The organism is Gordonia amarae NBRC 15530 (assembly GCF_000241345.1).
Taxonomy (GTDB): domain Bacteria; phylum Actinomycetota; class Actinomycetes; order Mycobacteriales; family Mycobacteriaceae; genus Gordonia; species Gordonia amarae.
Map to the genome: position 1 here is coordinate 78,951 of NZ_BAED01000058.1, position 6,260 is coordinate 85,210.

A 6,260-nucleotide genomic window follows, 5' to 3' on the forward strand; every position below is an offset into this window, starting at 1 on the left:
TTCACGCATGATTGAACGGTTCCGAACCGCGCTCAAGGCGGCGCGAGTCAAGAAGGGCTTGTCAGCTCGACAGCTGTCCGAGGCAACGGGCGGTGTGGTCACGCGGGCAACGATCGCCAATTGGGAATCAGGACGTAAGGAGGGAGTCGATATCCAGGAGCTTGCCGCACTGGCGAAAGCTCTTGATGTACCGGCCCTTTCGCTCCTGTACCCGCTGGACGGCATGACGCCTGAGGAGGCGCAGGAGGCGATCGACTTCTCGGGTTACGACACGGCGTACTGCGTCCTGTACCGCTGGTCAGACGTGCAGCTGCTCGCGAGCCTGTCGCCCACACCGCCGAACCTGGCATCTGAACTGCGGCAAGTGATTACAGACGCAGCGCGGGAAGGCTGGGACATCCAGTGAGCCGACAGCAGTTGCCACCGCAGATCAAAAAGATCGAGGTCAAGAATCGCACGACCGGCAAACCCGAGGTTCGTTACCAGGTCACGACTGAGGCCGGTGTGGACCCCGAGACAGGCAAACGTCGCCAGGTCCGCAGACGGTACCGTACGGAACGGGAAGCGCGGGAAGCACTGTCGAGCATCAGCGCCGAGGCACACGCTGGCACGTTCGTCCCGAGGAAGACACTCACAGTGTCGGAGGTCATCGACGCGTACCTCGCTTCCAGGCACACGCTGCGGCCAAGCAGCCTGTCCAAGTTGACTTACGACCTCGACACGTTGCGACAGTTCCACGGCGACAAGCCAATTCAGTCCTTGACCAAGGCCGACATGGACAGCATGGTGCGTGCTCTCACGGCAGGTGGGACGACCACACCAAAGGGTCGAGTCAGAAAGCCGTGGGGAGCGAAGGCGACGAACAAAGTCATTGCGTCTGCTGCACGCCTGCTCGAGGATGCGAAACGGCAAGGGCTGGTTGCTCGCAACGTCGCCGAACACGTCGCCCGTGTGGCGACCACACACCGCGACATGGCCAGCTTCACGGAAAGCGAAGTGCGACAGCTGCTTGCCAGCCTCGATGGCGACAGGCTCGCTCATGCCTGGCACCTGGCGCTATCGGGACTCAGGAGGGGCGAGATTGCCGGCCTGCGTTGGGATGACGTGGACCTAACCAGCCCACACCCGAGCCTCACGATCCGCAATAACCGCGTGTCTGCGGGCGGGCGATCTGTCGAGGGTGATCCGAAGTCGTTCACATCACGACGTACTTTGCCGATGCCTGAGTCGCTGCGTGTGGCGCTGGTCGCTGCGCGTGAACGTCAACACGCAGAACGCGCCGCAGTCGGCTCAGCGTATCGCTCAGGTGCGTATGTCGTGTCCAATGAAATCGGCGACCCGTACAGTCCCGCGGTCCTCAGTCGATACTGGCGCGAGATGCTCGCCGATCACGACATGCGGCATATTCGCCTGCACGACGCCAGGCACACCTGCGCAACGCTGATGCACCTTCAGGGTGTGCCGGTATCTGTGATCGCCGCATGGATCGGACACGCTGATGCGTCGCTCACCATGAAGCTGTATGCTCACAGCCAGGACGACGCACTGCGGGACGCGGCGAGGTCGATGTTCGCGTGACATGTGACAACGAGCGTGACACGGAAGGGTTTGTGACGGGTGGTGTGGTGCATAACCGCAGGTGAGGCGTCCTATGCCGATGTAGTTCAATGGCAGAACATCAGCTTCCCAAGCTGAATACGCGGGTTCGATTCCCGTCATCGGCTCCACAAATCCCCTGGTCAGAGCGTTACCGACCAGGGGATTTCGTGATTCTCGGCCATCGGTGACCCGATGATCAGCCGTGCAAGATCAGATCGGCGGCACCACCCGCGGTGGTTTCCGGCTTCACAGATCGATGACGAGGTCGTCTCCACCGGCCCGGGACACGCAGGGCAACATGTAGCCGCGGGCCCGCTCCAGGTCGGTCAGGGTCGAATCGCGATGGATGACCTCGCCGTCGAGGATCTTGAGCCTGCACGTTCCGCAGAAGCCCTGGCGGCACGAGTAGCCGATCGACGGATCCGCGCGCACCAGCGCGTCGAGCATGCCTTCGTCCTCCGACACCTGCACCGGCGCCCTGCCCGACCGGAACGACACGGTGAACGCCGTGCCGCCGGACCCGGCTGCCCCGCCGAATCGTTCGAAATGGAGTTCGGCGCATTCGGGTGAGTCCCCGAATCGGGCGACCGCGAGATCGACGAATCGGGCGGGGCCGCAGAGGTAGAGCGCGGCGCCCGGCGGCAGGGAGTCCTTCAGGTCCTCACCCGTCATGACTCCCGATTCGTCATCGACATGAATCGTCACCCGGTTGCCGTAGGCGGCGAGCCTGTCGAGATAAGGCAGGTCCGCGCGGCTGCGTCCCAGGTACAGGAGCGTCCAGGGCACCGACCAGCGTTCGGCGGTCATGATCATCGGCAGTATCGGGGTGATACCGATGCCGGCGGCGATGAAATGCACTGCACCGGCGGATGATCCATGGCCGGGAAGGGCCAGCGGAAAGGCGTTGATCGGCCGCGAGATCCGTAGCGTCGCACCGAGCGCCAGCGAGTGCACCTCTCCCGATGCGCCGTCGTCGGAGACCTTGCGCACCGCGATGCGGTAGCCGCGCCCGTCCGGGTCGCCGCACAGCGAGTACTCGCGCACCCGGGAGGAGGGCAGGTGTACCCGGATATGCGCTCCCGCAGTCCACGTGGGAAGTGTGTCTCCCGGCGCCGCATCCAGCACGAGTTCCACGACGCTGCCGTCGCCGGCGACGACCGTCCGCCGGGCCACCGACACCACCGTGGTGGCCGCCGGCGGCGCGGGACTCGGCGCCCGCACCCCCAGTTCCCAGGGCGGCGACCACGCGCCGAGAAGCCATTTCATCGCGACCATCGCACGATCGGCGCGTGGCTTGCCATACAGTTGCGGAGGCGTTGTCCGGCTGTAGGTTTCGGGCGCCCAGCCGGCTCCGTTCTGCTTGCCGTGCCCAGATTTCCGCAGCTCCGGCATCAGCTCGCCACCCGGGTGACGTGCATACGGGACAGGTAGGCCACGGCCTGCGCGGTGGACCCGACATCCTGCGGGTTGTACCCGGGGCCGACGAAGGTCAGCACCGACCGCAGTACCCGCCCGAAGTCGGGGGCGAGGCCGAGCTCGGCGTCGGCGTGCAGCGCCCGCCACATCGCGATCTCGGACTTCGGCGCCCCCGAGTTCTCGCCCGTGTTGATCAGGTGTACTCCCCTGATCACGACGGAGATGATGAGCGGGAACGCTGCGAGCATCGCCCAGAATCGCCGTAGCGGACCGTCGCCGAAGTAGGTCGCCACATCGTGGGCGACGCACCGATGTTCGACTTCTTCGGCACCATGCCACCGGTAGATATCGACCAGTCCGGGATGAGCGCCATACTCTTCCCAGGAATTGTTCAGCAGAAAGTCACCGAATATCGCCGTGAAATGCTCGATCGCCGCGATAAGCCAGAGCTGGGAGATCAGATGTTTGCGGCGCCGGCGTGCCGACAGTCGCGACGGTATACGTAGCACTCGCCGGAAAACCCACCGCATCTGACCGGTGAACTCGGTGGTGTCGACGCCGTTCTCGGCAAAGAATGTGTCCAGAACATTCCCGTGCACCCGCGAATGTTGCGCTTCCTGACCGATGAAGCCGCGCATCGTCTCTCGCAGGATCTCGTCGTCCACATGCCCGAGCGCCTCACTGAACACCCGGACGAACCATTCCTCGCATTCGGGAAGAATCAGATTGAACGCGCTGACGAAGTGCGAACTCACCGGGTGACCCGGTATCCACTGCAACGGGGCGCCGGAGCAATTGAACTCGACGTTCCTCGGACGAACCGCAACCGGCCCCGGATCTGCGGCAATATTATTCAATGTGGTGTACCCTCCCCCAATATTTCCACAACATTGAACCCGTATCGCCCGATCAGCGATCGGCAATACGCGATTCTTGTTGACGCACTCTCCTAGCCTCCCCTGGTGCGTTGAAAACACGGTAGTTCACATCACATCCGGTGTAAACAGTCGCCGCACCGTCCGAACAGGATGTGTTTCACGAACAGGGCTTGTTTCACGAACGGGGCCGATAGCGGACAGCGACTATCCGATGGCTATGACCGGTTGAGCGCGGCGGCGGCGAAGGCCGCCTCCGCCACCTTGAGGACGGCGTCGATGACCGGGTTGTCGTCGCCGGCGCGGCGGGCCAGCGCGAGGTCGACGGTGCCGCCGTCGGCGAGGTCCCGAATCACCAAGCCCCGCAACGGCAGTGCCCGGACGGAAGCGGGCACGACGGCAACCCCGAGCCCGGCGGTCACCAGCGCCAGCAGCACCGCCGTGCCGGGCGCGTCGTGGGCCCGGCCGGGCGCGAACCCGGCGGCCCGGCAACTCCGCAGCACCGCCTCGTTCACGGCCGAGTCACGATTGCCGTACATGACGAACGGTTCGGACCGCAGGTCGGCCATCGCCACCACCGGCTCCTGTGCCAACCGGTGATCGACCGACACGACCAGCACCAGCGGCTCGTGCTCGACGGTGCGGATCTCGATGCCCTCGCCGACGGCGGGCGGGCGCAGCACACCGACGTCGATCGCCTCCGACCGCAGCCCGTCGCATTGGGCGGGGGTGAGCATGTCGGCCTCGATCTGCAGGGCGACGTCGGGGAGCTCTGCCTGCACCGCCCGCGCCAGTACCGGAAGGTGTGAGAACGCCGCGGTCCCGGTCAGGCCCACCCGCACCAGCCCGCTGCGGCCGTCGGCGATGCGGCGCACCCCCTCGGTGGCGTGATCGACGGCCTTGAGGATCCGCTCGGTCTCCCCCTGCAGGAACTCGCCCGCGGCGGTCAGCGCGACGCGCCGGGTGGTGCGCTCGAACAGCGCCACGTCGAGCTCGGATTCGAGTTGCCGGATCGCGTACGACAGCGCGGGCTGGGCGACGTGGAGGTGCTGTGCCGCCTGCCCGAAGTGGCAGGTCTCGGCGACCGCGGCGAAGTAGCGCAGGTGGCGAAGCTCCACACCACGTCCTTTCCTCGTTCACCAGCACCACCCACAGATAAATCGAGTCGCCTACTGATGACCCATTGATAAATTCTCACGATAACTGAGTACCTGGCCCCGGACTAGCGATGCACCTGGTGCGACACCCGCCACTCGCCGGCAGGGTGGTGAGAACCATCGATTAATCCGACTGACTTATCAATACCTCAATATCAAGTCCTTGTTTCTTATCTATTCGACCCCTACCGTCAAACATAGACGTGGCGCCGATCACACCACTGCCACCGCTCCGGGAGAAGCCCATGAAAATCACCGCGATCGAGGCGATCCCCTTCGCCATCCCCTATCGCAAACCGGTGCGATTCGCCTCGGGCGAAGTGCACGTCGCCGAGCATGTGCTCGTCCGGGTCCACACCGACGACGGCGTCGTCGGTGTCGCCGAGGCGCCGCCGCGGCCCTACACCTATGGCGAGACCCAGGGCGGCATCGTCGCCGTCATCAACACGATCTTCGCGCCGGCCGTCGTCGGACTGACTCTGCTCGAACGCGAGATCGTCACCGAGCGCCTGCGCCGCACCATCGGCAATCCCACCGCCAAATCCGCACTCGACATGGCGATCTGGGATGCTCTCGGCCGCACCCTCGATCTGCGCGTGGTGGACATGCTCGGCGGCTTCACCGATCAGATGCGGGTCAGCCACATGCTCGGCTTCGATGATCCGGCAGCCATGGTCGACGACGCACAGAGAATGGTCGACACCTACGGAATCACCACCTTCAAGGTCAAGGTGGGGCGACGTCCGGTCGGCCTGGACACCGCGGTCGTGCGTGCCCTGCGCGACCGATTCGGCGACCGGATCGAGCTCTACGTCGACGGCAACCGCGGGTGGACCGCATCGGAGTCGGCGCGCGCGATGAAGGACATGAGCGACCTCGGCCTGCTGTTCGCCGAAGAGCTCTGCCCCGCCGACGACGTGCTGGGCCGGCGCTGGCTCGTCGAGCAGCTCGACGTCCCGTTCATCGCCGACGAGTCGGTACCGACCCCGGCCGATGTGACCCGCGAAAGCCTTTCCGGCTCAATGACAGCACTCAGCATCAAGACCGCGCGGACCGGCTTCACCACGTCCCGGCGTGTGCATCACCTGGCCGAGGGGCTCGGGCTCGAAGTGGTCATGGGCAATCAGATCGACGGACAGGTGGGCACCGCGTGCTCGCTGGCCTTCGGCGCCGCGTTCGCCTCGACCTCACGCCATGCGGGCGAGCTGTCCAA

General features: G+C 65.0%; 6 protein-coding genes and 1 tRNA gene. 4 read left to right on the top strand and 3 right to left on the bottom strand.

Annotated elements, in window-relative coordinates:
- The first annotated feature begins 7 nt into the window (after nucleotides 1-7).
- The 3 genes from GOAMR_RS16205 to GOAMR_RS16215 all read left to right on the top strand — a co-directional run bounded on the left by GOAMR_RS16205 (nucleotide 8) and on the right by GOAMR_RS16215 (nucleotide 1,727).
- Nucleotides 8-406: a helix-turn-helix domain-containing protein gene (locus GOAMR_RS16205; protein WP_005190218.1), complete on the top strand. Its 399-nt coding sequence runs from the start codon at nucleotides 8-10 to the stop codon at nucleotides 404-406.
- Entirely contained in the window at nucleotides 403-1,578 is a 1,176-nt protein-coding gene (locus tag GOAMR_RS16210) for a tyrosine-type recombinase/integrase (RefSeq protein ID WP_005190222.1), read from the top strand. Before GOAMR_RS16205 ends, GOAMR_RS16210 begins: the two co-directional genes overlap by 4 nt.
- Nucleotides 1,579-1,653: 75 nt before the next feature.
- Nucleotides 1,654-1,727: transfer RNA gene (locus GOAMR_RS16215), tRNA-Gly, on the top strand.
- Between the two features lie 118 nt (nucleotides 1,728-1,845).
- Here the strand turns inward: GOAMR_RS16215 and GOAMR_RS16220 are convergent.
- From GOAMR_RS16220 to GOAMR_RS16230, 3 genes are all read right to left on the bottom strand, one after another.
- Nucleotides 1,846-2,991, bottom strand: a complete 1,146-nt coding sequence (locus GOAMR_RS16220; RefSeq protein WP_005190225.1) for a PDR/VanB family oxidoreductase — start codon at nucleotides 2,989-2,991, stop codon at nucleotides 1,846-1,848.
- On the bottom strand, nucleotides 2,991-3,872 hold the full coding sequence (locus GOAMR_RS16225) for a metal-dependent hydrolase (RefSeq protein WP_259064509.1): 882 nt from the start codon (nucleotides 3,870-3,872) through the stop codon (nucleotides 2,991-2,993). The genes GOAMR_RS16220 and GOAMR_RS16225 overlap by 1 nt, the downstream gene beginning before the upstream one ends.
- A 236-nt stretch (nucleotides 3,873-4,108) precedes the next feature.
- On the bottom strand, nucleotides 4,109-5,008 hold the full coding sequence (locus GOAMR_RS16230; protein ID WP_005190232.1) for a LysR substrate-binding domain-containing protein: 900 nt from the start codon (nucleotides 5,006-5,008) through the stop codon (nucleotides 4,109-4,111).
- Nucleotides 5,009-5,292: 284 nt separating this feature from the next.
- Here GOAMR_RS16230 and GOAMR_RS16235 point away from each other — a divergent pair.
- Nucleotides 5,293-6,260 (top strand): enolase C-terminal domain-like protein (locus GOAMR_RS16235; protein ID WP_005190235.1); only part of this gene is annotated, 968 nt, incomplete at its 3' end.

What these genes read in the sequence shown, in the direction of transcription:
- GOAMR_RS16205 (WP_005190218.1), top strand. Translation starts at nt 8, where the DNA reads ATGATTGAACGGTTCCGAACCGCGCTCAAGGCGGCGCGAGTCAAGAAG.
- GOAMR_RS16220 (WP_005190225.1), bottom strand. Translation starts at nt 2,991, where the DNA reads ATGCCGGAGCTGCGGAAATCTGGGCACGGCAAGCAGAACGGAGCCGGC.